Raw genomic sequence first — 2,061 nt, 5'->3', positions numbered from 1 at the left:
GCAGGTGCAGCACGATGTTCCCGGCCCGGTCCACATTGATCAGGTTCAGGAGGGGATAGGGCTTCCCCGACCCGGCCCAGCCCGGCTCGACCTGCTGGACGGTGGTCCCGCCCGGCCCCTGCGTCACCTGGCGTACGCTCCGCCAGGTGACCCCGGCGGGCGCGGGTGTGCCGCTCCAGTTGACGCCCTGGACGTTCTGCCCCTGCCACAGCAGAGCTGCCGGGCCGAACGTACCGGTCTGCTTCAGGTGGTAGGCGGCCAGCAGATTGCCGTCAGTGACGTCCATGCCCTCAGCGATGGCCTTCGCCGCCAGCGTCCACAGCGTTTGCTGCTTCGCCCGGTCCCAGGTCTCGGTGTGGGGCAGATGGAGCACCTTGCGGCCGAACGCCTCCCGGTCCGGCCCCGGCACCTGCCCTATCCGCTGCCCGGCACGAGCTGTCGCCCACAGAGCGGACGCGACATCTTTGGGGCGCAGCGGCGCATTGTCCGGCAATGCCTTCACGGCACGCACCACAGCTTCACCGCTGGTGGAGAACTGGCCGAGAGTCAGTCGCAGGGCAGGTGAATTGATTCCCTTGCTCAGCTCGGCATGCGGATCTGCCGCGATCCGGTCCCGCGCGAAGGTGAGCAACGCCAGGTAGCCCGCCTCGTCCGGAGTCTTCCCGGTGTGCGCCTGGGTCAGGAAATCCAGCATGTCCAGACGGAACGGGGTGCGGTTCCTCAGGTCCGGGTCGTTCGCACGCATCGTCTCCAGCGCGCCGATGCCCTTGAGCGTCTGCCGGTACCGGAACGGATTGTCCTCGAACTTGCTGCCCAACGCGGTCCGCAACGCCCGCACCAGCCGCAAGGTGGTCGCGCGCGTCTCCGGCGGCACATCGCCCGGCCCCTTGTGCAGGTCCATGTCTCGGGCCAGCTTGTCCAACCGGGAATCCGACGGGTCCGGACGGAAGGTGACCCGACGCCCCCGCTCACCACCGGCCCCGTCCACCACCATTCGGACATCGTCATTCAGACCGGTCGACCGGGTGGCCGCCGACGTCTCCCGTCCGCTCTCGTTCGCCAGGACATGACCGAACGGAATGTCCTCCAGCGGATCATCGACATGCGGCGCGGGAGCTGTGTGCAGGTGGGCCTGCGCCGGGTCGCCGTCCGAGGCACCCCAGCACACCTCCGCGTGCAGCCGATGGCCTGGCGGAAGCTCACGCACCTCGCGCAGACCCGCGACATAACGGGCCCCATCCCTCTTGTCCAGCCGCACGATCCGGCCGCCGCGGAGCGCGAGCGCCAGCACACCGGGCTTTCCGTGACCTGCGAACACGTAGATCGCGGGATCAGGGGTTATCTCCTCGGAGACCCCGTGGTGCCGGTCGTCACCAACCGGCACCAGGTGCACGAGCCGCCGCATCTCCCGGAACTTCCGGAACCGCAGTTCCCGCCGCCGCAGACTGTCGCTGTCCGAGATCGAGATCCGCCCGTACCGCTCGTGGTCCTGCGAAACCAGTGGCCGCGTGTACACCTCGCTGTCACGGAACGTGATGCCGTCCATGTCCGTCCACTCACGGTCCTCGAACGGCGCCGCCGTCCTGGGTGTCGGATCGAACGGCACCCAGGCGCCGTACGGCAGAGCCGCATCATGGTCGACCAGCCCCAGAACATGCGCGTCACCCGTGCCGTCGGGGATCAGACGCCCCTCACCACTGGGCGCCCATACCTTCCGGCCGAGCCGACGGGCCACCCCGTCCAGATACTCCCTGCCCATGTTCGGGACAGCCAGCACCACGGGCACATCCTGGGGCAACGACGCCAACGCGGGGTCGGCGGCCAGCACATCGGCCAGCGCCGCCGCATCCAGCACCCGGCCGTCGGGGACCCGGACACCCCCGTTCTCGCCCTGGCCCGCCACCACGTACGCCGTATCCGGCCACGGCGCGTCCTCCTCCGACACGATCAGCGGCGCCACACGCGGACGCGTCTCGTACAGCCTCACCCGGCCGGGCCGCACGCGACTCACCGGCTTGCCCGTCCAGTTCCGCCCCTGCCCCGCACCCGACGGACCCGCCA

1 protein-coding gene is annotated in these 2,061 nt (G+C 69.7%); it reads right to left on the bottom strand.

Going from position 1 to position 2,061, the window contains the following annotated elements; genetic code table 11:
* Positions 1–2,011 (bottom strand): lonely Cys domain-containing protein (locus RB628_RS40330; RefSeq protein WP_318325618.1); only part of this gene is annotated, 2,011 nt, incomplete at its 3' end.
* Between the last annotated feature and the right edge of the window lie 50 nt (positions 2,012–2,061).

Source organism: Streptomyces sp. ADMS, assembly GCF_033441795.1.
GTDB lineage: Bacteria > Actinomycetota > Actinomycetes > Streptomycetales > Streptomycetaceae > Streptomyces.
The sequence above is the reverse complement of the archived record's forward strand: the minus strand, read 5'-3'. Positions and strand labels throughout refer to the sequence as shown.